Annotated in this window: 18 protein-coding genes; 10 read left to right on the top strand and 8 right to left on the bottom strand. The window is 71.2% G+C overall.

Annotation, left to right across the window (positions count from 1 at the left end; translation table 11 throughout):
• The 3 genes from AC0I8G_RS09415 to AC0I8G_RS09405 all read left to right on the top strand — a co-directional run bounded on the left by AC0I8G_RS09415 (nucleotide 1) and on the right by AC0I8G_RS09405 (nucleotide 2,744).
• Entirely contained in the window at nucleotides 1–750 is a 750-nt protein-coding gene (locus tag AC0I8G_RS09415) for an ABC transporter permease (RefSeq protein ID WP_328292213.1), read from the top strand.
• Entirely contained in the window at nucleotides 747–1,682 is a 936-nt protein-coding gene (locus tag AC0I8G_RS09410; RefSeq protein WP_471729677.1) for an ABC transporter substrate-binding protein, read from the top strand. Before AC0I8G_RS09415 ends, AC0I8G_RS09410 begins: the two co-directional genes overlap by 4 nt.
• A gap of 87 nt (nucleotides 1,683–1,769) precedes the next feature.
• Entirely contained in the window at nucleotides 1,770–2,744 is a 975-nt protein-coding gene (locus AC0I8G_RS09405; protein ID WP_471729676.1) for an SDR family NAD(P)-dependent oxidoreductase, read from the top strand.
• Nucleotides 2,745–2,845: 101 nt separating this feature from the next.
• On the opposite strand, the gene glgB is transcribed toward AC0I8G_RS09405, so the two are convergent.
• The 4 genes from glgB to AC0I8G_RS09385 are packed head-to-tail and all read right to left on the bottom strand — an operon-like array spanning nucleotide 2,846 to nucleotide 10,262.
• Complete coding sequence (gene glgB, locus AC0I8G_RS09400; protein WP_471729675.1) at nucleotides 2,846–5,044, bottom strand: 1,4-alpha-glucan branching protein GlgB; 2,199 nt, start codon at nucleotides 5,042–5,044, stop codon at nucleotides 2,846–2,848.
• A gap of 36 nt (nucleotides 5,045–5,080) precedes the next feature.
• Entirely contained in the window at nucleotides 5,081–6,484 is a 1,404-nt protein-coding gene (locus AC0I8G_RS09395) for a maltokinase N-terminal cap-like domain-containing protein (protein WP_471729674.1), read from the bottom strand.
• Nucleotides 6,481–8,217: a maltose alpha-D-glucosyltransferase gene (gene treS / locus AC0I8G_RS09390; protein WP_471729673.1), complete on the bottom strand. Its 1,737-nt coding sequence runs from the start codon at nucleotides 8,215–8,217 to the stop codon at nucleotides 6,481–6,483. Before treS ends, AC0I8G_RS09395 begins: the two co-directional genes overlap by 4 nt.
• A gap of 2 nt (nucleotides 8,218–8,219) precedes the next feature.
• Nucleotides 8,220–10,262 (bottom strand): alpha-1,4-glucan--maltose-1-phosphate maltosyltransferase, encoded by a 2,043-nt coding sequence (locus AC0I8G_RS09385; protein WP_471729672.1) that lies wholly within the window; start codon nucleotides 10,260–10,262, stop codon nucleotides 8,220–8,222.
• A gap of 135 nt (nucleotides 10,263–10,397) precedes the next feature.
• Between AC0I8G_RS09385 and glgP the strand changes: the two genes are divergently transcribed.
• The 6 genes from glgP to AC0I8G_RS09355 all read left to right on the top strand — a co-directional run bounded on the left by glgP (nucleotide 10,398) and on the right by AC0I8G_RS09355 (nucleotide 17,390).
• Entirely contained in the window at nucleotides 10,398–12,962 is a 2,565-nt protein-coding gene (gene glgP, locus AC0I8G_RS09380; protein WP_471729671.1) for an alpha-glucan family phosphorylase, read from the top strand.
• A 424-nt stretch (nucleotides 12,963–13,386) separates the two neighbouring features.
• On the top strand, nucleotides 13,387–14,433 hold the full coding sequence (locus AC0I8G_RS09375; protein ID WP_471729670.1) for a substrate-binding domain-containing protein: 1,047 nt from the start codon (nucleotides 13,387–13,389) through the stop codon (nucleotides 14,431–14,433).
• Nucleotides 14,434–14,507: 74 nt separating this feature from the next.
• A complete protein-coding gene (locus AC0I8G_RS09370) occupies nucleotides 14,508–15,533 on the top strand; it encodes an ABC transporter permease (RefSeq protein WP_471729669.1) in 1,026 nt (341 codons plus the stop codon).
• Nucleotides 15,530–16,315, top strand: coding sequence for an ATP-binding cassette domain-containing protein (locus AC0I8G_RS09365; RefSeq protein WP_471729668.1), 786 nt, complete (start codon nucleotides 15,530–15,532; stop codon nucleotides 16,313–16,315). Before AC0I8G_RS09370 ends, AC0I8G_RS09365 begins: the two co-directional genes overlap by 4 nt.
• Complete coding sequence (locus AC0I8G_RS09360; RefSeq protein ID WP_380259972.1) at nucleotides 16,312–16,713, top strand: universal stress protein; 402 nt, start codon at nucleotides 16,312–16,314, stop codon at nucleotides 16,711–16,713. The genes AC0I8G_RS09365 and AC0I8G_RS09360 overlap by 4 nt, the downstream gene beginning before the upstream one ends.
• Nucleotides 16,714–16,766: 53 nt before the next feature.
• A complete protein-coding gene (locus AC0I8G_RS09355; RefSeq protein WP_471729667.1) occupies nucleotides 16,767–17,390 on the top strand; it encodes a nucleoside/nucleotide kinase family protein in 624 nt (207 codons plus the stop codon).
• Here the strand turns inward: AC0I8G_RS09355 and AC0I8G_RS09350 are convergent.
• The 3 genes from AC0I8G_RS09350 to add (AC0I8G_RS09340) all read right to left on the bottom strand — a co-directional run bounded on the left by AC0I8G_RS09350 (nucleotide 17,324) and on the right by add (AC0I8G_RS09340) (nucleotide 20,592).
• Nucleotides 17,324–18,451: a LacI family DNA-binding transcriptional regulator gene (locus AC0I8G_RS09350; protein ID WP_471729666.1), complete on the bottom strand. Its 1,128-nt coding sequence runs from the start codon at nucleotides 18,449–18,451 to the stop codon at nucleotides 17,324–17,326. The genes AC0I8G_RS09355 and AC0I8G_RS09350 overlap by 67 nt on opposite strands.
• 135 nt (nucleotides 18,452–18,586) lie before the next feature.
• Nucleotides 18,587–19,618 (bottom strand): adenosine deaminase, encoded by a 1,032-nt coding sequence (gene add, locus AC0I8G_RS09345; protein ID WP_471729665.1) that lies wholly within the window; start codon nucleotides 19,616–19,618, stop codon nucleotides 18,587–18,589.
• Nucleotides 19,615–20,592 (bottom strand): adenosine deaminase, encoded by a 978-nt coding sequence (gene add / locus AC0I8G_RS09340; RefSeq protein ID WP_471729664.1) that lies wholly within the window; start codon nucleotides 20,590–20,592, stop codon nucleotides 19,615–19,617. The genes add (AC0I8G_RS09345) and add (AC0I8G_RS09340) overlap by 4 nt, the downstream gene beginning before the upstream one ends.
• Before the next feature lie 32 nt (nucleotides 20,593–20,624).
• Between add (AC0I8G_RS09340) and AC0I8G_RS09335 the strand changes: the two genes are divergently transcribed.
• A complete protein-coding gene (locus AC0I8G_RS09335) occupies nucleotides 20,625–21,209 on the top strand; it encodes a TetR/AcrR family transcriptional regulator (protein WP_471729663.1) in 585 nt (194 codons plus the stop codon).
• Here AC0I8G_RS09335 and AC0I8G_RS09330 read toward each other — a convergent pair.
• The gene (locus tag AC0I8G_RS09330) at nucleotides 21,182–22,582 is read right to left on the bottom strand and encodes an NtaA/DmoA family FMN-dependent monooxygenase (protein WP_471729763.1); all 1,401 of its coding nucleotides are present in this window, start codon (nucleotides 22,580–22,582) and stop codon (nucleotides 21,182–21,184) included. The two genes, AC0I8G_RS09335 and AC0I8G_RS09330, sit on opposite strands and share 28 nt — an antisense overlap.
• Nucleotides 22,583–22,730: the final 148 nt, after the last annotated feature.

Below are 22,730 nucleotides of genomic sequence, written 5' to 3'. Positions count from 1 at the left end.
GTGAACGACACCCCGTACCTGCTCGACCCCGCCCACTGGGACTGGGGGACCACCGGTTCGATCCCGCACCTGCTGGTGACCCACCTCGGCTACACCGCGATCTCGGTGCTCGTCGGCTTCGTCATCGCCTTCCCGATCGGGCTGCTCATCGGCCACACCGGCAAGGGCTCGTTCCTGGCCATCAACGCCGGCAACGCCGGCCGGTCGCTGCCGACGCTGGGGCTGCTGAGCCTGCTCGTGGTGCTGATGGGGCTGCGGTTCACCCCCGTCCTCATCGCGCTCGTCGTGCTGGTCATCCCACCGATCCTGACCTCGACCTACGCGGGGTTGCGCTCGGTGGACCGCAACGCCGTCGACGCGGCGAAGGGGATGGGCATGACGTCCACCCAGGTGCTGTTCCGCGTCGAACTGCCGATGGCGCTGCCCGTCGTGTTCGGCGGGCTGCGTGCCGCGGTGCTGCAGGTCGTCGCGACGGCCACCGTCGCGGCCTACGTCGGGCAGTCCGGTCTCGGTCGCCTGCTGGTCGACGGCCTCGCCGTCAACGACTACGGCCGGGTCGTCGCGGGGGCCGTCGTGGTCGCCGCGCTGGCCATCGTCCTCGACCTGCTGCTCGGTCTCGTGCAGCGCTACGTCGTCTCGCCGGGGATCACCGGGCGCGGTCTGGGCCGCGCACGGGCCACGGGATCCGTGGCAGAGTCCCCCGAAGAAGTTGAACTCGTTGGTGCTGGATCGTCGAAAGGCTCGTCATGAACCGCCGGAACCTCCTCGGACTCGCCCTGGTGGGCTCCCTCAGCGCGACCCTGGCCGCGTGCGGTGGTGGGGACGACCCGTTGTCCACGACCGACACCTCCTCGGGGTCGGCCGACAGCGCGACGGTCATCGTCGGCTCGGCGAACTTCCCCGAGAGCGAACTGCTGGCCGAGATGTACTCGCAGGTCCTCGAGAAGGCCGGCGCGAAGGTCACCCGCAAGTTCAACATCGGGGCCCGCGAGGTCTACCTCAAGGCCCTCGACGACGGCTCGATCGACTTGCTGCCCGAGTACAACGGTGCTCTGCTCGCCGGCCTCTCCGACAGCGGCAGCGCCCCGGAGGGTGTCTCCACCCCCGAGCAGGTCCTCGACGCGCTGAAGAAGGTCCTGCCCAAGGGCACCGAGGTGCTCGAGCAGTCCGCGGCCGAGGACAAGGACACCCTCTCGGTGTCCGCGGCCACCGCGAGCCAGTACAACCTCAAGACCTTCGAGGACCTGGCGCCCGTCGCCAAGGACCTCGTCTGCGGGGCCGGTCCGGAGTTCCAGGAGCGCTACCAGGGCCTCGTCGGTCTCAAGCAGCTCTACGACGTGGAGTTCAAGGAGTTCAAGGCCCTCGACGCGGGTGGCCCGCTGACCGTCGGTGCGCTCGTGGACGGTTCCATCCAGGTCGGCAACATCTTCTCCACCGACTCCTCCATCGCGACGAACAAGTTCGTCTCCCTCGAGGACACCAAGAACCTCTTCCTCGCGCAGAACATCCTGCCGCTGATCCGGTCCTCCAAGAACACCTCGCAGATCACCGACGCCCTCAACGGGCTGTCGGCGAAGCTGACCACCGAGGACCTGACCAAGTACCTCGCCGAGGTCCAGGTCGACAAGAAGCCGTCGGCCACCGTCGCGAAGGACTACCTGACCTCCCTCGGCCTCCTCTGAGCCGGTGACGTCCGGCCGCCGCGCGCCGGCGCGCAGCGGCCGGACGGGCTTGACCTGGAGTCGACTCCAGGTCCTAGCGTCAGGGGCATGACTCAGACCCACCAACGCACCCCGCAGGAACCGGTCGGCTCGGGGTTCGGTCACGACTCCACCGCGGCCGAGGTCCTCGAGGGCATCGACCTCACGGGGAAGCTCGTCGTCCTCACCGGTGGCTACTCGGGCATCGGCCTCGAGGCGACCCGGGCCCTGACCGCGGCCGGAGCCCACGTCGTGGTCCCCGCCCGTCGCCCGGAGCACGCCGCCGCGGAACTGGGCGGCATCGGCGAGGTCGCGGAACTCGACCTCGGTGATCAGGGCAGCATCGCCCGGTTCGCGAACACCTTCCTCGACTCCGGCCGCAGCATCGACGCCTTCATCGGCAACGCCGGGATCATGGCGAACCCGCTGACCCGCATCGAGGGTGGGTGGGAATCGCAGTTCGGGACCAACCACCTGGGTCACTACGCCCTCGTGAACCGGTTGTGGCCGGCGATCGCCGCGGGTGGCGGCCGCGTCGTGTCGCTGTCGAGTTCCGCCCACCACCGTTCCGGCATCCGGTGGGACGACGTGATGTTCGAGCGCTCCGAGTACGACAAGTGGGCGGCCTACGGCCAGGCCAAGACGGCCAACGCGCTGTTCGCGCTCCACCTCGACGTCCTCGCTGCGCCGCGAGGGGTCCGGGCCTTCTCGGTGCACCCTGGGGGGATCATGACCCCGCTGCAGCGCCACCTCCCCCGCGAGGAGATGGTGAACCTCGGTTGGATCGACGCCGACGGGAACCTCCTGATGGAGGGGTTCAAGACCCCCGCCGGGGGCGCCTCGACGGAGGTCTGGGCGGCGACGAACCCGAAGCTGGACGGACTCGGCGGGGTGTTCTGCGAGGACTGCGAGATCGCCCTGCCCGTCGACGCCGAGCGCCCGCGGTTCACCGTTGGAGTGGCCCCGCACGCGACCGACCCCGAGGCCGCGGCCCGGCTGTGGGCGCTGTCGGCGGAACTGACCGGCGTGGACGCCTTCGCCTGAGTCGTCCCCACGCGAACGGCCGACGGTCCGGCAGGGTTCTCCCCGCCGGACCGTCGGCCGTCGTCAGTTCCGGGTGGTCCGGGTGGTCCGGGTGGTCAGCGTCAGGCGGGGACCAGCCAGGTGACGCCGAGCGGCGGGACGCGCAGGGCGGTGGAGAACTGCTGACCGTTCCAGGCCACGTCCTCACCCTGCAGGACGCCGGCGTTCACCACACCCGACCCCGCGAACTCCTCGGCGTCGGTGTTGAGGATCTCGCGCCACGGCCCCGCGCTGGGCAGGCCGACGCGGAAGTCCTCGTAGGCGGCACCGGAGAAGTTGCAGACCGCGACGAGCGGTTTGCCGTCGGTGGACCGGCGCACGAACGAGATGAGGTTGCGCTGGTTGTCGGAACCGTCGATCCACTGGAAGCCCTCGGACGTGAAGTCGTCGGACCACAGTTCGGGCCGGTCCTTGTAGACGGCGTTCATGGTCGACACGAGGCGGTGCAGACCCTGGTGCCACGGGGTGTCCAGCAGCCACCAGTCCAGGGAGCGGGACTCCGACCACTCGGCCTCCTGGCCGAACTCCGAGCCCATGAACAGCAGCTGCTTGCCGGGGTGGGACCACATGTAGGCGAGGTACGCGCGGACGTTGGCGAGCTGCTGCCAGCGGTCGCCGGGCATCTTGCGCAGCAGCGAGCCCTTCCCGTGCACGACCTCGTCGTGGGAGATCGGGAGGGTGAAGTTCTCGGTGAACGCGTAGACGAGGCTGAACGTGAGCTCACCGTGGTGGTACTGGCGGTTCACCGGGTCCTGCGCGAAGTAGCGCAGCGAGTCGTTCATCCAGCCCATGTTCCACTTCAGGCCGAACCCGAGACCGCCACCGCTGGTGGGGGCCGTGACGCCCGGGTAGGCCGTGGACTCCTCGGCGATCATCATGATGCCCGGGGTGCGCTTGTAGGCGGTGGCGTTGGCCTCCTGCAGGAAGGCGATCGCCTCGAGGTTCTCCCGGCCGCCGTAGCGGTTGGGGACCCACTCACCCTCGTTGCGGGAGTAGTCCAGGTAGAGCATGGAGGCGACCGCGTCGACGCGCAGGCCGTCGGCGTGGAACTCCTCCAGCCAGTACAGCCCGGAGGCGACGAGGAAGTTGCGGACCTCGCTGCGCCCGAAGTTCGGGATGTAGGTGCCCCAGTCCATGTGCTCGCCGAGGCGGGGGTCGGGGTGCTCGTAGAGCGCAGTGCCGTCGAACTTCGCGAGGGCGAACTCGTCCTTGGGGAAGTGCCCGGGGACCCAGTCGATGATGACGCCGATGCCGGCCTGGTGGAGGGCGTCGACGAGGTGACGCAGCTCGTCGGGGGAGCCGAAGCGGGAGGTGGGCGCGAAGTAGCCCGTGACCTGGTAACCCCAGGATCCGCCGAACGGGTGTTCCATGACGGGCAGGAACTCGACGTGGGTGAAGCCCGCCGCGCTCACGTAGTCGACGAGCTCGGTCGCCAGGTCGGTGTAGCTCAGCCCCTGCTTCCAGGACCCGAGGTGCACCTCGTAGACCGAGACCGGCCCGTCCTGGGCGCTGCGGGCGGCGCGCTGCTCCAGCCACTCCGCGTCGTTCCAGGCGTAGGAGGACTCGGTGACGACCGAGGCCGTCGCGGGCGGGACCTCGCTGGCGCGGGCCATCGGGTCGGCCTTCTGACGCCAGTGGTCGTCGGCGCCGAGGATCTCGAACTTGTAGCGGGACCCCGCGCCCACCCCGGGCACGAAGATCTCCCAGACCCCGGAGGACCCCAGCGAGCGCATCCCGTGCTCGCGGCCGCTCCAGTGGTTGTGGTCGCCGACGACGCGCACCGCCTTCGCCGCGGGCGCCCACACGGCGAACGCCGTGCCCTCGACGGCCCCCAGCGGCCCGTTCCAGCGCTTGACGTGGCTGCCGAGGACGTTCCACAGCTCCTCGTGACGGCCTTCGCCGATGAGGTGCAGGTCGACCTGGCCCACGGTGGGGAGGAAGCGGTACGGGTCGTCGACCACGACCGGTTCCGCACCGGGGTAGGTCACCTCGACGCGGTAGTCGCCGACCGACCCGCCCGGCTGGACGCCGACCCAGACGCCGTCGTACTCGTGGACGAGGCCGACGCGGCTGCCGTCCTCGGTCACGACGGTGACGGCGGAGGCGAAGGGCTTGAGGACCCGGTAGGTGAGCGCGTCACCGTCGGGGTGGGCGCCGAGGACCGAGTGCGGGGACCAGTGCGCCCCGGCGGCGGCCCGGGCCAGGTCGTCGGCGTCGACGGGGCGGGGGGTCGGGGCGGGGGAGGGGGCTTCACTGGACATGGTCGGAGTCTCCCGTGGTGATCAAGACCTCGCCTCTCAGGACGGGTCGGCGGAGGCGGTCTGGAGCAGGCGGTGGACGGCGTCGAGGGGGATGTGCAGCCAGTCGGGCCGGTTGCGGGCCTCGTAGACGACCTCGTAGAGGGCCTTGTCGAGTTCCAGCGCGGCCAGCAGGACCGCCTGGTCCCCGGCGCGCGGGTCGGTACCGACGACCTCGGTGTAGCCCGCGAGGAACGCCTCGCGGCACGCCTCGTCCCAGCCACCGGGGTCGGGGACGGTCGAGGCCGCGTAGTCGAAGGACCGCAGCATGCCCGCGACGTCGCGCAGCGCGAGGTCGGGCACGCTGCGTTCGGCGAGCGGTCGCAGCGGCTCGCCCTCGAAGTCCAGCAGGACCCAGCCGCGGGTGGTGGAGTGCAGGACCTGACCGAGGTGGTAGTCGCCGTGGACGCGCTGCAGGGCGGGGGCGTGGGTGACGTGGCGGACGGCGTCGACGCGTGCGCGGGCCGCCTCGGCGACGTCGCGCAGCTGCGGTACGGCGGTGCACGCCCAGGCGACCCGTTCCAGCAGGCCGTCGGCGAGCGCCCCCAACCGGTCCGGGGTCGCGGTCTCGGTGGGCAGTTCCACGGCGAGGACGGCGTGGACCTCGGCCGTGGCCCGACCCAGTTCGCGCGCCTCCGGCGAGAAGTCGCGGCCCTGCGCGACGGCCGCGGTGGCGACGCGCCAGGCGTCCTCGGACCCGGCGAGGAACTCCGTCACGTGCACGAAGTGCCCGACGGCGCGCCCACCCTGAGCGTCGGTCCACTGCCCGTCCACCCAGCCCGAGGGGCGGGGCACGCGGCCGCAGCCGGCGTCGGCGAGCGCCGTCTGGACGACGACGTCGGGGTTGTCGCCCGCGGAGAGGACCCGGAACACCTTGGCGATGAGCGGGGTCTCGCCCTCGTCGGCGGAGACGACGATGGAGGTGTTGGACTGCTCGCCGCTGAGCACCTTGGTCCGGGCCGCCGCGGGGACGGGCAGACCACCGTGGGCGCTGTGGCCGTGCACGCCGAAGTCGCGCGAACCGGCGCCCTCCCCGCTGGCGACGAGGGTCAGCAGGGAGCGGGTGAAGGTCGGGTCGTGCGGCCCGTCGTAGATCCAGGCGCGGACGCCGTCGACGTCGGGCAGTTCGCCGATGAGGGCGTGCGCGAGCGCCTCGTCGGGGGCGGGCCGGACGCTGATGGGGACGGAGTAGACGGTGCGGGGGGCGTCGTCGGCCTCACCGGAGCGGACGGTGAGCGCGACGAGCTGCGCGACGCCGGTCTCGTCGAGCGGGGTGCGTTCGATGCGTTGCACGTGGGCGGCGACCCCCTTGTGCGCGAACCAGCGCTGGGCGGGCGCCCAGTCCCGCAGCAGAGCGGCGATGGCCTCGTCGGAGGCGGTGGAGGTCCGGACGTCGGCGCTCACGAGGTCACCTTCAGCCAGTAGAAACCCCGCGAGCCGAGCGTGACGACCAGCGACCCGTCGGCGTCGACCTGCCCGAAGGCGGCACCGCCGAAGACGTCGCGGACGGTGGCTCCGGCATGGCCCGGCATCCGCAGAGCGGCGGCCTGGGGGTGGTCGGAGAGGTTGTTCAGGCAGAGCACGGTTTCACCTTCCTCTTCGTGCGTCGGCTGCAGCACGCGCAGGAACGCGAGCACCGCCTCGTTGCTGCAGGAGCCTTCCTCGGGGCGTGCCTCGGCGCGCGTCGGGAGCGGCACGTAGGCCCCGCGCCCGAAGGCCGGGTGCGCCCGCCGGACGGCGAGCACGTCGCGGACCCAGTGCAGCAGCGAGGATCCCGTCGCGAGCTGCGCTTCGACGTTCACGGACTGGTAGTGGTAGACGAGCGACTGGATCGTCGGCAGGTACAGCTTGCCGGGGTCGGCGGAGGAGAACCCGGAGTTGCGGTCGGGGGTCCACTGCATCGGGGTGCGGACGGCGTCGCGGTCGTCGAGCCAGATGTTGTCGCCCATGCCGATCTCGTCACCGTAGTAGAGGCACGGACTGCCCGGCAACGACAGGACGAGGGCGTGGATGAGCTGGATCTCCGGTCGGGAGTTGTCCAGCAGCGGCGCGAGCCGGCGGCGGATCCCGACGTTGGCACGCATCCGCGGGTCCGGGGCGTACCAGCCGTACATGGCGGCCCGTTCCTCGGTCGTCACCATCTCCAGCGTCAGCTCGTCGTGGTTGCGCAGGAACGTGCCCCACTGACCGCTGGAGGTGGGGATGTCGGGGGTGGCCGAGAGGATCTCCGAGATCGGGGTCGCCCGCCCCTCCCGCAGCGCGTAGTACAGCCGGGGCATGACGGGGAAGTGGAAGCACATGTGGCACTCCGGGGCATCCTCGGTCCCGAAGTACTCCACGACGTCGAAGGGCCACTGGTTGGCCTCGGCGAGCAGGACGCGGCCGGGGAACTCCTCGTCGACCATCTTCCGCAGCCGGTGCAGGTAGTCGTGGGTCTGGGGGAGGTTCTCGCCGTTGGTGCCCTCCTGGACGTAGAGGTAGGGCACGGCGTCGAGGCGGAAGCCGTCGATGCCCATGTCCAGCCAGAAGCGGACGGTGTCGAACATCGCCTCCTCGACGGCCGGGTTGTCGAAGTTCAGGTCCGGCTGGTGGGAGAAGAAGCGGTGCCAGAAGAACTGCCGCCGGACCGGGTCGAACGTCCAGTTCGAGGTCTCGGTGTCGACGAAGATGATGCGCGCGTCGGGGTACTTCGTGTCGTCGTCGCTCCAGACGTAGAAGTCCCCGTAGGGCCCGTCGGGGTCGTTGCGGCTGGCCTGGAACCAGGGGTGCTGGTCGCTGGTGTGGTTCATGACCAGGTCGATGACGATGCGGATCCCGCGCTGGTGGGCCTCGGTCACCAGGCGCTGGAAGTCGTGCAGGGTCCCGAACTCGGGCAGCACCGCGTTGTAGTCGGAGATGTCGTACCCGCCGTCGCGCAACGGGGAGGCGTAGAACGGCGGCAGCCAGAGGCAGTCGATCCCGAGCCACTGCAGGTAGTCGAGCTTGGCCGCGAGCCCGGCGAAGTCACCGGTGCCGGAACCGTTGGAGTCCGCGAAGGCGCGCACCAGCGCCTCGTAGAAGACCGCCGTCTTGTACCACTGGGGGTCGTTCTTCAGTCCGCCGCGGTCACCGAGCCCGGCGAAGTGGAGACCTTCCACCGTCAGGACCGCACGTGGAACACGTGCGCGGGTTCCTCGTAGGGGTTCAGCCGCACGAAGTCGTGCTCGCCCCACTCGAACTCCGCACCGGTCAGCTCGTCGCGCACGGTGAAGCGTTCCCACCACTCGCGCCCGATCGCGGCCATGTCGAGGTGGACGGTGGTCTCGCGGACGGCGTGCGGGTCGAGGTTCACGACGACCAGGACGAGGTCCTCGGTGCCGTCGGCCTCGACCCGGCGACGGCTGAAGCACAGGACGTTCTCGTCGTCGGTGGCGTGGAAGACGGTGCCCCGCAACTGCTGCAGGGCCGGGTGCGCGGCGCGGGCCTGGTTCAGCTTCTTCAGGTACGGCGCCAGCGACCAGCCCTCGGCCTCGGCCTTGGCGAAGTCGCGGGGACGGAACTGGTACTTCTCGTTGTCGAGCTGTTCCTCGGCCCCCGGACGGGCGGCGTGCTCGACGAGTTCGTAGCCGGTGTAGATGCCCCAGGACGGGCTGAGCAGGGCCGCGAGGACCGCGCGCAGCTTGAACACCGGCGGCCCGCCGTACTGCATGGTCGGGGTGAGGATGTCGTGCGTCGTCGGCCAGAAGTTCGGCACCATGTAGTGCGCGGACTCCTGGGAGAGCTGCTGGACGTACTCACGGATCTCCCAGGCGGCGTTGCGCCACGCGAAGTAGGAGTACGACTGCTGGAACCCGACCTTGGCCAGGGTGTGCATCATCGCCGGCTTCGTGAACGCCTCGGCCAGCCAGATCACCTCGGGGTGCTCGGCGCGCACCTCGGTGATCAGCCACTCCCAGAACTCGACGGGCTTCGTGTGCGGGTTGTCGACGCGGAACAGCGTCACCCCGTGCTCGATCCACACGTCGACGACCCGCTTGACCTCGGCGTAGATGCCGGCGGGGTCGTTGTCGAAGTTCAGCGGGTAGATGTCCTGGTACTTCTTCGGCGGGTTCTCCGCGTAGGCGATCGTGCCGTCGGCGCGCGTGGTGAACCACTCGGGGTGGCTCGCCACCCACGGGTGGTCCGGTGCGCACTGCAGGGCGATGTCCATCGCGACCTCGAGGCCGAGCTCCCGGGCCCGGGCGACGAAGAAGTCGAAGTCCTCGAAGGTGCCCAGGTCGGGGTGCAGCGCGTCGTGTCCGCCCTCGGCCGCGCCGATCGCGTACGGCGAGCCCGGGTCGAGCGGGCCGGCGGTGAGGGAGTTGTTGGGGCCCTTGCGGTTGATCCGCCCGATCGGGTGGACGGGCGTGAGGTAGGCGACGTCGAAACCCATGTCGGCGATCGCGGGCAGCCGCTCGGCGGCGGTGCGGAACGTCCCCGAGACCCAGCGCTGCTCGTCCTCGAGCCAGTGCGCCCCCTCGGAGCGGGGGAAGAACTCGTACCAGGAGCTGAACGTCGCCAGCTTCCGTTCCACCCGCAGGGGGAAGGTCTGGGACGGACTGACCAGGTCGCGGACGGGCAGGGCGTCCAGGACGCCCCGCACGGCGTCGCTGCGCCCGGCGTCGAGACGGTCGTGGTCGCTGCGGGAGGTGTCGCGCAGGCCGTTGGCGGCCTCGCGCAGCACGTCCACGTCCCAGTCGGGACGCCCCGGGGAGGCCGCCGCGCGCTCCATCAGCCGCGCGCCCTCCTCCAGCATGAGGGCGACGTCGACCCCGGCTTCGACCTTGATGGTCGCGTCGTGGTCCCAGGTGCCGTACGGGTCCGACCAGCCCTCGACGCGCAGGCCCCAGTCGCCCTCGGTGTCGGGGGAGAGCGTCGCCACGTAGGCGTCGAGGCCGGCGTTGACCAGCGTCATCCGCGTCGAGGGGCCGTCCGCGCCGTCCGGGCGGACCAGCACCGCGGTCGCGGCGACGGCGTCGTGGCCTTCGCGGAAGACGGTGGCGCGCACGGGGATCAGCTCACCGGGCACGGCCTGGGAGGGCCAGCGGCCGGCGTCGACGACGGGACTCACCCCGAGCACCGGGATGCGCCCCACGACGGGGGTGCTGGTCGCCGTGCTCTGCACGGTCAGCGTCTCGAGGTCTGCGGCGCGGTCGGTCGTCACGGGGCGAACCTACCGAGGGCCACGCCTCCCGTCGCGCGGGAGTGTCCCGAGGAGTCGGGAGGGAGTCGGGCGGGAGTCGGGAAGGTCTCCGCGCGTCGTCGCGGTGGCGTGATCCCGGGGACTAGGGTCCGGCGCGTGAGAGCAATCAGGCGCTTCACCGTCCGCACCGTGCTGCCCGCGCCGTTGGCGCCGCTGGGTGAGCTCGCGAGCAACCTCCGCTGGTCCTGGCACAAGCCCACCCGGGACCTCTTCGAGTCGATGGACCCCGCGGCCTGGGTCGCCGTGCACCGAGAACCCGGGGCGCTGCTGGGCGCCCTCAGCACCGAACGCCTCGAGGCTCTCGCCGCCGACCCGCGGTTCGTGGAGCGGGTCGAGGCCTGCGCGGAGGACCTGCACACCTACCTGGAACGACCGGGCTGGTACGCCACGCTCGGGGCCGACGCGCCGGCGACGGTGGCCTACTTCTCGATGGAGTTCGGCATCACCGGTGCGCTGCCGCAGTACTCCGGCGGCCTCGGGATCCTCGCCGGGGACCACCTGAAGTCCGCGAGCGACCTCGCCGTCCCCATCGTCGGTGTCGGCCTGTTCTACGCCACGGGGTACTTCAAGCAGTCGCTGTCCCGTGACGGCTGGCAGCAGGAGACCTACCCGGTGCTCGACCCCGACGGGCTGCCGCTGTCGCAGCTGCGCGAGACCGACGGCAGCGCCGCCAAGGTCTCCGTCGACCTGCCCGGCGGGCGTCGACTGTGGGCGCAGGTCTGGAAGGCGCAGGTCGGGCGCGTCCCGTTGCTGCTCCTCGACTCCGACGTCGAGGAGAACGACGACGCCGCCCGGGGGGTCACCGACCGTCTCTACGGCGGGGGTGGCGAGCACCGGCTGCAGCAGGAACTCCTCTGCGGCATCGGCGGTGTGCGCGCCCTGCGCCTGCACGCCCGCCTCACCGGGACCCCGCAGCCGGAGGTGTACCACACCAACGAGGGCCACGCGGGGTTCCTGTCGGTGGAACGGATCCGCGAGCACGTCGAGCGGGGACTGAGCTTCGACGAGGCCCTGGAAGCCGTCCGCGCCGCGACGGTGTTCACCACCCACACCCCCGTCCCGGCCGGGATCGACCGCTTCGGCCGCGACCAGATCGAGCTGTACTTCGGCGGCGACAACCCGCTGCCGGGCGTGCCCGTCGAGCGCATCCTGGCGCTCGGGGCCGAGGACTACGAGGGCGGAGACCCCGGCGTCTTCAACATGGCCGTCATGGGGTTGCGGCTCGCGCAGCGCGCCAACGGGGTGTCCCAGCTGCACGGGGCCGTCAGCCGCGGGATGTTCGACGGCCTCTGGCCGGGTTTCGACGCCCCCGAGGTGCCGATCGCCTCGATCACCAACGGCGTCCACGCCCCGACGTGGGTGGCGCCCGAGGTCATCTCCATGGGCCGGCAGTACATCGGCAAGGAGATCGCCCGCGACGGGCTGGGCTTCGAGAAGGTCGGCCAGGTCCCCGACGAGGAGATCTGGCGGACCCGGCGGGTGCTGCGCGGTCGTCTCGTCGAGGACGCGCGGCGGCGGCTGAAGCTGTCCTGGTTGCAGCGGGGGGCCTCCGAGGCCGAGCTCGCGTGGACCAAGGACGTGCTCGACCCCGACGTGCTCACGATCGGTTTCGCCCGCCGCGTCCCGACCTACAAGCGCCTCACGCTCATGCTGCGCGACCCCGAGCGGCTCAAGGCGATGCTGCTGCACCCGCAGCGCCCCGTGCAGCTGGTCATCGCCGGGAAGTCGCACCCGGCCGACGAGACCGGCAAGCGCCTCATCCAGCAGATGGTCCACTTCGCCGACGACCCCGAGGTGCGGCACCGGATCGTGTTCCTGCCCAACTACGACATCACGATGGCGCTCTCGCTCTACCCCGGCTGCGACGTCTGGCTGAACAACCCGTTGCGTCCCTTCGAGGCGTGCGGGACGAGCGGGATGAAGGCCGCGCTGAACGGCGGCCTGAACCTCTCCATCCTCGACGGCTGGTGGGACGAGTGGTACGACGGCGGCAACGGCTGGGCGATCCCCACCGCCGACGGCGTGGAGGACCCCGAGCACCGCGACGACCTCGAGGCCGCCGCGCTCTACGACCTCGTGGAGAACTCCGTCGCCGCGCGGTTCTACGACCGCGACGAACGGGGTCTGCCGGCCCGCTGGCTGGAGATGGTCCGCCACACCCTGGCCTCCCTCGGCCCGAAGGTGCTGGCGAGCCGGATGGTCACCGACTACGTCGAGCAGCTCTACGTGCCGGCCGCCCGGGCCGGCCGTGCGGCGCTCGCGGGTTCCGGGGCCGCGGCCAAGGACCTCGCCGCCTGGAAGAGCACCGTCCGCCGGGCCTGGCCGTCCGTGCGGGTGGACCACGTCGAGAGTTCCGGCGTCGGCGACTCCGCCGAGATCGGCGACGTCGTCCACGTCCGGGGTTTCGTGTCGCTGGGGGAGCTCTCCACCGACGACGTCGAGGTCCAGGTCGTCCACGGCCGGGTCAACGACTCCGACGAACTGCGCCCCTCGGGCACGGTGTCGCTGCACCACGGTGAGTCCTTCGGCGACGGCCGGCACCGGTTCGAGGGGGAGTTCACCCTCCGTCAGACCGGTCCGTTCGGCTACACCGTGCGCGTCCTGCCCCGCCATACGGGGTTGGCCACCCCCGCCGAGCTGGGCCTGGTCGCCAACGCCTGAACCCCGGGTGCCTGGTCACCCCCTCCGAGGGGGGTGACCAGGCCGTGGCGAGCGGGGCCGGGGAGCCCGGATGGGTCGTGTCGACGTCGACAGGTCCGCGCCGGACCCGCCCCGCGCTTCGTGAGGGTTCCGTGTCCTGAACGTGCTTGCGTCCGCCGCGGGCGGTGTCGTAACCTCGCGTAATCCATTGCGCAATGGATTACGTCTTGAGCCACAGGCAAGGGTGCCCATGAGCGAGTGATCAGCCGTCGATCTCCCCACCGCACTCCACCGGCACCGCACGCGTGGTCGCACCCACCGCGCCCCTCGATCCCGTGTCACGAGCTCGCGGTCCGCCGCAGCGGACACCCCCACGCACCACCCGTCTCCGACGGGCCCACCCAGCAACGTCCAGACCTCGTCGAGGTCACCAGGAGGAACTGTCATGCGCGCCACCACCCGCAGAACCCGCACCATCGCCCTCGCCGCCGTGATCCTCGCCGTCCCCACGGCTCTCGCGGGCTGCAGCGCCACGAAGACGGGTGACACGGGCAGCAGCGGCGACAGCGGCGGCACCCTCAAGATCGGTCTGGTCACCAAGACCGACTCCAACCCCTACTTCGTCTCCATGCGCGACGCCGCCACGAAGGAGGCCAAGGCCGAGGGCGCGGAACTGATCGCCAAGGCCGGCACCGCCGACGGCGACAACGACAGCCAGGTCACCGCGGTGGAGAACCTCATCGCCTCCGGGGTCAAGGCCATCCTCATCACCCCCAACGACTCCAAGGCCATCGTGCCGACCCTCAAGGCCGCCCAGGCCAAGGGGATCTTCGTCGCCGCCCTCGACACCCAGACCGACGGCAACCAGGGGGTCGACGCGACGTGGGCCACCGACAACACCAAGGCGGGCGAGGAGCAGGGCGCCTACGTCAAGGCGGCCCTGGGCGGCACGGCCCCGGTCCTGGCGATGCTCGACCTGCAGCCCGGCGTCTCCGTCGGCGACCAGCGCCACGCCGGTTTCCTCACGGGCATCGGGCTCACCGACGACAGTCCCGAGATCGCCGGCAAGCAGGACACCAGCGGTGACCAGGCCAAGGGCCAGACCGCGATGGAGAACCTGCTGCAGAAGAACGACGCCATCAACGCCGTGTACACGATCAACGAACCCGCGGCGATCGGCGCCTACACCGCGCTGAAGAACGCCGGCAAGGACACGACCACGGTGCTGGGCTCCATCGACGGCGGCTGCACCGGCGTCACGGCCGTCAAGGACGGCAAGATCGCCGCGACCGTCATGCAGTTCCCCTCCAAGATGGCCGTCGAGGGCGTGAAGGCGGCCGTCGCGTTCGCGAAGGACGGCACGAAGCCCACCGTCCCGGCCTCGGGGTACATCGACACGGGCGTGCAGCTGATCACGGACAAGCCGCTGGGTGGCCTGGATGCGAAGGACACCACCTGGGGCCTGCAGAACTGCTGGGGAACCGCCTCCTGATCCCGCGCGGTCCGGCGCGGCGTCGCGCCGGACCGCGGTCCTCGACCGTGAACAGCGACCCGAAAGGCGTCCCGATGTCCGACTCCCTCCAGGTGGCGAGCGAGAAGGCGGCCGAGGTACCCGACACCTCGGGAACCCGCGCCGCGACCCTCGCGGACCACATCTTCCGCAACCCCGTCCTGGGCCCCCTGTCCGCCCTGGTCCTCGCCATCATCGCGTTCTCGATCCTCACCGAGAACTTCGCGAGCGTGGACAACTTCTCGCTGATCCTCCAGCAGTCCGTCGTGGTGGGGACCCTCGCCCTGGGGCAGACCCTCATCGTCCTGACCGGCGGCATCGACCTGGCCAACGGCGCCATCATGGTGCTGGGGACCCTCGTGGTCGCCAAGCTCGCCGCCGGCAGCACCGGGGCCCAGGTTCCCGCGCTGTTCGCGGGGCTGCTCGTCTGCGCGGCGCTCGGGCTCGTCTCCGGCCTGATCGTCTCCAAGCTGGGCCTGCCGCCGTTCATCGTCACCCTCGGGTTGCTGACGATCCTGCAGGCCGCCTCGCGGCTCTACACCAAGGAGACCGTCCTCGTCGACGAGGGGCCCCTGACGGTCCTGTCCAAGGGCGGTTACCTCTTCGGGCAGTTCCAGGTCACCACCGGCGTCGTCGTGGTGCTGATCAGCGTGGCGGTCCTGCACTACGCCCTCACCCGCACCGCGTGGGGCCGGCACGTGTACGCCGTCGGCAACAACGACCTCGCGGCCAAGCGCACCGGCATCAACGTGAACCGGGTCCTGCTCTCGGTGTACGTGCTGGCGGGCGTGTTCTACGCCCTCGCCGCACTGCAGGCGTTCGGCCGCAGCCCGGCGACCTCCCCCAACGCGTTCCCCACCGCGAACCTGGACACCATCACCGCCGTCGTCATCGGCGGCACCAGCCTCTTCGGCGGCCGCGGCACGGTCGTCGGCACCTACATCGGGGCCCTCATCGTCCTGGTGCTCCAGTCCGGTCTGACCCAGGCCGGCATCGACCCGCTGTTCCAGAACATCGTCACCGGCGTCCTGGTCATCGCCGCGGTGGCCCTCGACACCGTCACCCGGAGGAAGGCGCGATGAGCGACACCGTCTTGGAGGCCCGCGGCATCGTCAAGCGCTACGGGCACGTCACCGCCGTGGCCGGCGCGGACTTCGACCTGCGCGCCGGGGAGATCCTGGCGGTCATCGGCGACAACGGCGCCGGCAAGTCCAGTCTCATCAAGGTGCTCTCCGGCGACGTGATCCCCGACGCCGGAGAGGTCCTGCTGGACGGGAAACCGGTGCACTTCCGCAGCCCGCAGGACGCTCAGCGGGCCGGGATCGAGACCGTCTACCAGGACCTGGCGATGGCTCCCGCCCTCGACATCGCCACGAACCTCTTCCTCGGCCGCGAGCTGCGCCGGAAGGGGCCCCTGGGCTCAGTCCTGCGCATGCTCGACGTCAAGGAGATGCGCCGCCAGTCCCGCCAGCAGATGGACGAGCTCGGCATCACGACCCTGCAGTCCATCACCCAGCCCGTCGACAGCCTCTCCGGCGGTCAGCGCCAGACGGTGGCGGTCGCGCGGGCGGCGGCCTTCGGGCGTCGCGTCGTCATCATGGACGAGCCCACGGCCGCCCTCGGGGTCCGGGAGTCCCAGGGTGTCCTGGACCTCATCCGGCGCATCAGCGCCACCGGGATCCCCGTGGTGCTGATCAGCCACGACATGCCGGCCGTGTTCGAGGTCGCCGACCGCATCCACATCCACCGCCTCGGTCGCCGGGCCGCGGTCGTGCGGCCCCAGGACCACGAGATGAACGAGGTCGTCGGGTTCATGACCGGTGCGCTGCCGCCGCCGGAACCGGTCCAGGAGGTCGCGCCGTGAGCATCGTCGTCGGCTACGTCCCCGACGGCACCGGGTTCCTCGCCGTCACCGAGGCGGTGCAGCAGGCGCGCTGGCGCGGCAGCGACGTGGTCATCGTGAACACCGTCGACCGGGCCGGGTACACCAGGCCGACGGCCGCCGACGAACGCGACCTCGACGCCCTGCAGGAACGCATGACGGACGAGGGCGTCCCGTTCCGCATCGAGCACCGCGACGCCTCCTCCACCCCGGTCGCCGAGGTGATCCTGGAGATCGCCGAGGAGATCGGCGCGGAACTCATCGTCGTCGGCCTCCACCGCCTCTCCCCGGTCCGCAAGGCCCTGCTGGGCAGCACCGCCCAGCGGGTCCTGCTGGAGGCGACCTGCCCGGTGCTCGCCGTGCGCTCCACCTCGCCGTGAGCGGTGCCGGGCTCCGGCAGCGGGTCTCACGCGTCGACGACCTCGTCCGGTGCGTGAGACGGCTGCAGGCAGGCCGGGACCGGGTGCTCGTCGGGATCGTGGGTGAGCCCGGCAGCGGCAAGAGCACGGTCGCCGGAGCGGTCGCCACCCGTCTCCGGGGGGATGCCGCCGTGGTTCCCATGGACGGTTTCCACCTCGCCAACCGCGAACTGGTCAGGCTGGGGCGCCTCGACCGCAAGGGGGCGCCCGACACCTTCGACGTCGCCGGGTACGTCAGCCTCCTCGGACGCCTGCGATCCCGCGCGGACGAGGTCGTCTACGCCCCCGACTACCTCCGGGAGTTCGAGGAGGCGGTGGCCGGGGCGATCGCCGTGACCACGGATGTTCCCGTCGTCCTGACCGAGGGGAACTACCTGCTCAGCCGGGCCGGGGGCTGGTCGCAGGTCGCGCCCCTGCTCGACGAGGTCTGGTACGTCGACACCGACCCGGCCCGTCGGGTGGAGCGCCTCGTCGCCCGGCACGTCGCGTTCGGGAAGGACGAGACGTCCGCGCGCCGCTGGGCGGAGGGCAGCGACGAGGACAACGCCGCCGTGGTGCGCAGTTCCCGGGACTACGCCGACCGGGTCATCGACGGGGAGACGCTCGACGTGCCGCTGCGGGGTTCCCCGGCGTCGTGAGGCGCGTGACCGCCCGCCCCGGTGTTCTCCCAGTGCAGACCGCCGGGGCGGGCCGGCCGGTCGGGTGCGACACCCCCGCAGCCGCAGGACGTGCGGTGCGCGACGACGGGACGCAGAACTTCCCGGCGGACGGCGATCGAGCTGTCCGACCGCCGGCTGTTCAGCATCTCCACCGCCCGCTGGGCCATGGCCCGCACGGGCTGGGCGACCGCGGTGAGGGCGGGTTCGAACAGGTCGGCCCACTCGAAGTCGTCGAAGCAGACCAGGGCCGTGTCGTCGGGAACGCGCCGGCCGCTGGCCTTCAGCGCCCGGAGCGTCCCGATGGTCATGGCGTTGTTGCCCGCCACCAGCGCGGTCGGGGGGTTGCTCAGGCCCAGCATCTCCTCCACCGCCTCCTGGGCCCCGACGCTGCTGCTGCGACCGGACCTGACCAGTGCGGGATCGACGTCCAGACCCGCTTCCTCGTGGGCCAGGCGGAAACCTCGCAGACGTTCCTCGCTGGTGGTCATCCCGGGAATCCCCGTGACCATCCCGAGGCGCGTGTGGCCCAGGTCCAGCAGGTGCGCCGTGATCTCGCGGACCGGTTCGACGTTCTCCACCGCCACCTGGTCGCAGTCGATCCCCGGGTCGATGCGGTCCACGACCACCAGGGGGCCGCCGTAGCGGGCGGCGAGGCGCAGAGCCCGTTCGGGAGACCGACTGGGAGCCAGGACGAGGCCGTCGACGCGGCGGGACATGAGGTCCTCGACCACGCGGTCCTCGATGACCGGGTCGTCGTGGGTGTCGGCGAGGAGTATCGAGGTTCCGGTTCCCCGGAGGTTCCGCTCGATCTCCTGCACGATCGTCGCGAAGTACGGGTTCGAGATCGCCGACATCGCGATGCCGATGATCCCGCTCGTGCGGGTGCGCAGCGAACGGGCGAACGGGTCGCGGACGTAGCCCAACTGCTCGATGGCCTCGTGCACACGGCGTTCGGTGGCGGGGGTGTGTCGCCGGGACTTGTTGACGACGTGGGAGACGGTGGCCGTCGACACCCCGGCGAGCCGCGCGACATCCGCCATCGTCAGCGATGAGCGTCCCGACACAGTGGCTCCCAGGAGGTGGTGAGGATACGACTCGACCTCCATCATAGCGGGCCTCGTCCGGGCGGCGGGTTCCCGCGATCCCACCTCGGGAGTTTCCCGGGTGACGTCACCTCACCCCGGTGGGCCACCGCGCAGGGCGCGGATCTCCGCGCGGAGTCGTGCCTTGACGTCCTCAGGAGCGAAGGACGCCGCCACCCCGTTCAGGGCCAGCTGTTCGACCACGTCGTCCCCGAAACCGAGGTCGAGGCCGACGTGCTCGAACTCGGCCTGCAGGCTCGTGGCGAAGAACACCTCGTCGTCGGTGGAGAGGTTCACCGACAACCCGGCCTCGATCATGCGGGCGACGGGGTGCTGCGCGTCGAAGGCCCAGCCGGAGAGCAGGTGCGCCGACTTCGGCGTGCAGCAGAAGTGCACCCCGGCGGCCCGGGCGCGCTCCACGACGGCCGGGTCGTCGACGACGTGGTACCCGTGGTCGACGCGGTCCAGGTGCAGCACCTCGACGGCCTCCACCACCGACACGGCGGTCGAGGTGGCGATCTCGCCGACGTGGGCGGTGAGGCGCAACCCCGCCGCGCGGGCCCGGGCGTAGACGGGTTCCCACGCCAGCGGTGACTCGTACCCGTCGGCGGCGAGGTCGTCCTGACCGAACCCCACGACCGCGGGGTGCGGGTTCGCGAGGACGACGTCGAGGGTGGCGTGCGCGGCCGCGAGGTCGAGGGAACGGTTCAGCGCCGGCACGATCCCGAAACCGACGCCGAACTCCTCCTCGGCGCGGGTCAGGCCCTCCACCAGCCCGGCGAGCACGACCGGCCACGGCAGGCCCAGCTCGGCGAAGTTGTGCGGGTTCACGGAGTACTCGCGGTAGCGCAGGTTCGTCGTGGCGACCGCTGCCCGGACGCCCTCGTACGCGACGAGGGCCACGTCCTCGCCGGAGCGGAAGACCGCGTGCGCCGCGTTGAACAGGTCGAGGAAGTCCTGCAGACCGGTGTAGCGGGCCAGTTCCGCCGGGTCGTCGCTGGGCAGCGGCACGCCGCGTTCGCGGGCCCACCGCAGCAGCCGTTCCGGGCGGATGGTGGAGGCGAAGTGGCAGTGCAGCTCCGTCTTGGGCAGCGAGCGCAGGAACTCCGGGGTGGACGCGCTCACCCCGCGAGCCACGCGTCGACGGCCGCGACCTGGGTGGCGACGAAGTCGGCCGGGGCGGCGGAGCCCTCGAGCGAGGCCTTGGCGACGCCGGCGAGCTCCGCGTCGGTGAGCTTCAGCTCGGTGCGGGCGGTCTCGTACTCCTCGAGCAGGCCGGGGCCGAAGAGCAGCGGGTCGTCGCCGTTGAGCGAGCAGCGGACGCCGGCCTCCAGGAGGGCGGGGAGCGGGTGCGCACCGATCTCCGGGACGACCCAGAGTTCGACGTTGGAGGTCGGGCAGACGTCGAGGACGATGCCCTCGGCCGCGAGCCGGCGGACCAGCTCCGGGTCCTCGACGGCGCGGACGCCGTGCTGGATGCGCTGCGCCCCGAGCTTGTCGAGGGCGCCGACGATGCTCTCCGGACCGAGCAGTTCCCCGGCGTGCGGGGCCGACTTCAGGCCGGCCTCGCGGGCGATGTCGAAGGCCCGTTCGAAGGGGGCCGGCGGCCAGAGCGCCTCGTCGGCGGCGAGCCCGAAGGAGACGACACCGCGTCCGGCGAACTCGGCGGCCAGGACGGCGAGGGTCTCGGCCTCGCTCGTGGGGAGGCTGCGGATGGCGACGGCCATCAGACCGAAACCGATGCCGAGCCGGGTGGCCTCGGTCTGCCCGACCTCGAGCACGAAGGTCAGGACCTCCTCGGGCGTCCCGAACCGCGGGACGTAGAACATCGGGTTCGCCTGGGCCTCGATCCAGACCGCGCCCGCGAGCGCGGCGTCCTCGACGACCTCGCGGACCACCCGGGCGAGCTGCTCGCGGGTGCGGATGAACGCGACCGCGCCGTCGTAGTGCTCGACGAACTGCGGGAACGAGGTGAAACCCCGGGTGGGGGGAGCGGCCTCGCCGGCCTCCGCCGCGAACTCGGCGAGGGTGGAGGGACGCATCGCGCCCTCGAGGTGGATGTGCAGGTGCGCCTTGGGCAGCGTCGCGAGATCGCGCATGGTGTCTCCTGGTGGGTGGATACCCTGTCGGGATGGAACGGGACCGGTTGCTGCGGCTGGTGGCGGAACACGTCCTGGCCCACGGTGTCACATCGCTGACGTTGCGCGGGCTGGCCCGGTCCGTGGGTTCCAACCACCGGATGCTGTTGTACTACTTCGGCAGCAAGGAGCAGTTGATCGGGGAGGCGCTGCAGGCCGTCGGCCGCGACGCGTTCCCCTCCTTCGAGAACGCGTGGGTCGCCCTGGAGAACGGTGAGGGCGATCTGCGGGGCGACCTGCAGCACGTCTGGGACCAGATCGCCGACCCGGCCAACCTTCCGTTCCTGCGGTTGTTCTTCGAGGTGTTCGGCCAGGCCTCCCAGCAGCCCGGGTACGCGGAGCTGCTGGGGGACATCGGGTCCTGGCAGCGACCCGCCGTGGCGCGGTTGGAGCGTGAGGGGCTGGCGCCCGCGCTCGCCCGGGCCCGGGCCACCGAACTCATCGCGTTGTGGCGCGGGCTGCAGATGACGCTCATCATCACCGCCGACCACGCCGGGGTGGACGCGGTGCAGGCGCAGGCGCTCGAGGCGTTCTGCGCCCGCACCGGCGCTCAGACCGTGGTGGGTTCCGGCACGTAGCGCGCGCCCGGGTGGTCGGCGCTCAAGCGCGGCGAGGAACCCCCGATGCGTTCGCGCAGGGACCCGGAACCCGCCGGGCGGTCCTCCTCGGCGAGCAGGCGCCCGCGACGCCGGAGTTCCGGCACGACGAGTTCGCAGAACAGGCGGTGGTCGGAGGGGGAGAAGATCGCCTCGAGCAGGAACCCGTCGACGCCGGTGACGTCCATGATCTCCTCGAGCCGGTCCGCCACCTCGATCGGGTCGCCGACGACCGTGAAGCCCCGGGTCCCGCGACCCCGCAGTTCCTCGAGGACCTCGCGCACCAGGGGCCAGGTCCCGTCGGCCCGCTTGAACCGGTCGATGTTGCTCTGCCCCATCTGCCCGATGCGACCGTCGCTGCTCTCGTGGATCTGGCTGAGCGGGCGGTCGGGGTCGAGGGCGGACAGGTCGATCCCGGTGTTGCCGGCGTAGATCACGGCGGCGACCTCGTCGGTCTGCATGTCCTCGAACTCGGCCCGGCGGGCGATCGCCTCGTCGTGGGTGGCGGCGACGGTCACGGTCGCGCCGACGAGGACCTTGACCGACTGCGGGTCGCGGCCGGCCGCCGCCGCGCGGGCGCGGATGTCGGCGACGTTGGCCGCGGCGTGCGGCAACGTGGTGCCCTGCAGGAAGACGCACTCGGCCTGCCCCGCGGCGAACTCGCGACCGCGGTCGGAGCTGCCGGCCTGGAAGAGGACGGGGGTGCGCTGCACGGAGGGCGCGACGGTGAAGAACCCCGAGGAGCGGAAGTGCTTGCCGACGTGCTCCACGCGGTGCAGCTTGTCGCGGTCGGCGAAGACCCCGGACTCCTTGTCCTGCACCAGGGCCGCGTCCTCCCAGCAGCCTTCCCACAACTGCAGGGCGAGGTCGACGTACTCCTGGGCCATCTCGTAGCGGGCGTCGTGCGCGACCATCTCGGTGTGCCCGAACAACTGGGCGATCGTGTCCTGGGAGGCGCCGGTCACGATGTTCCAGCCGATGCGGCCGTTCGTCAGGTGGTCGAGGGTCGCGAAGCGCCGCGCCGTCGCGACCGGGTGGTCCACACCGGTCGAGGAGGTCAGCACGAAACCCAGCGTGGAGGTGTGGTGGGCCAACGTCGGGATGATCATCATGGGGTCGATCCCGCTGAAGTTCAGGCCGCCGGCGGCGGCCACGGCCGGCAGGTCACCGCCCACGGTGGGGTAGCCGTAGCCGTCGGCGAAGAACAGGAAGTCGAAACCCGCGGCCTCGAGGAGCTGGGCCACGTCGATCCAGTGCTGCAGTTCCCGGTGGTGCACGGAATCGCTGTACGGGTGCGACCAGCTCAGCGTGCCACCGACCTGCGGCCCCGCGACCTCGAAAACGCCCAGGTGCATCGTGCGCACTGGTGTGACCCCTCTCGTTGAACCGACTGGTTCAGATGACAGCACACCCGTGTTTCGGGCGTGTAAAGCTCGTGCGAGGTGCGTCCGCGGACACGGGGCGCGCGTGGCCGAGTCCGGCGGTGTCTCCCCGTGGGTGACC

It is taken from the genome of Kineococcus sp. AC630 (assembly GCF_979255925.1).
Note: the sequence above shows the minus strand (reverse complement) of the source record. Positions and strands in the feature narration are given on the sequence as shown.

What these genes read in the sequence shown, in the direction of transcription:
- AC0I8G_RS09410 (WP_471729677.1), top strand. Translation starts at nt 747, where the DNA reads ATGAACCGCCGGAACCTCCTCGGACTCGCCCTGGTGGGCTCCCTCAGC.
- AC0I8G_RS09405 (WP_471729676.1), top strand. Translation starts at nt 1,770, where the DNA reads ATGACTCAGACCCACCAACGCACCCCGCAGGAACCGGTCGGCTCGGGG.
- glgB (WP_471729675.1), bottom strand. Translation starts at nt 5,044, where the DNA reads ATGTCCAGTGAAGCCCCCTCCCCCGCCCCGACCCCCCGCCCCGTCGAC.
- AC0I8G_RS09375 (WP_471729670.1), top strand. Translation starts at nt 13,387, where the DNA reads ATGCGCGCCACCACCCGCAGAACCCGCACCATCGCCCTCGCCGCCGTG.
- AC0I8G_RS09370 (WP_471729669.1), top strand. Translation starts at nt 14,508, where the DNA reads ATGTCCGACTCCCTCCAGGTGGCGAGCGAGAAGGCGGCCGAGGTACCC.
- AC0I8G_RS09365 (WP_471729668.1), top strand. Translation starts at nt 15,530, where the DNA reads ATGAGCGACACCGTCTTGGAGGCCCGCGGCATCGTCAAGCGCTACGGG.
- AC0I8G_RS09350 (WP_471729666.1), bottom strand. Translation starts at nt 18,451, where the DNA reads ATGGCGGATGTCGCGCGGCTCGCCGGGGTGTCGACGGCCACCGTCTCC.
- add (WP_471729664.1), bottom strand. Translation starts at nt 20,592, where the DNA reads ATGCGCGATCTCGCGACGCTGCCCAAGGCGCACCTGCACATCCACCTC.
- AC0I8G_RS09335 (WP_471729663.1), top strand. Translation starts at nt 20,625, where the DNA reads ATGGAACGGGACCGGTTGCTGCGGCTGGTGGCGGAACACGTCCTGGCC.
- AC0I8G_RS09330 (WP_471729763.1), bottom strand. Translation starts at nt 22,582, where the DNA reads ATGCACCTGGGCGTTTTCGAGGTCGCGGGGCCGCAGGTCGGTGGCACG.